This is a genomic window from Affinundibacterium nitidum (genome assembly GCF_014284155.1).
Taxonomy (GTDB): Bacteria; Pseudomonadota; Gammaproteobacteria; order Burkholderiales; family Burkholderiaceae_D; genus Undibacterium; species Undibacterium nitidum.
This window is the reverse complement of the sequence record NZ_JACOFZ010000059.1, coordinates 1-255: the sequence shown is the minus strand read 5'-3', so window position 1 is coordinate 255 and position 255 is coordinate 1. Positions and strand designations below refer to the sequence as shown.

Below are 255 nucleotides of genomic sequence, written 5' to 3'. Positions count from 1 at the left end.
CAAGCGCCATCGGGATCGATGTCGGGATTGTACGATTTGCCACCATGAGTGATGGCAGCTTCGTCGCACCGCTCAACAGTTTCAAGAAGCACCAGCAGCGCCTTGCACGTTATCAGCGACGCATGAGCCACAAGGCAAAATGTAACGTAAAACTAAAGAGGACAACATTCAGTAGCAACTGGAAAAAGGCGAAGTTGAAAGTCCAGCAGATTCACAATACCATCGCCAATGCTCGGAAAGATTTCCTGCATAAGA

Annotated in this window: 1 protein-coding gene; it reads left to right on the top strand. The window is 48.6% G+C overall.

The annotated features are described in order from the left end of the window. A partial coding sequence (locus tag H8K36_RS19775) for a transposase (RefSeq protein WP_186918093.1) occupies window positions 1-255 on the top strand: 255 nt, incomplete at both ends.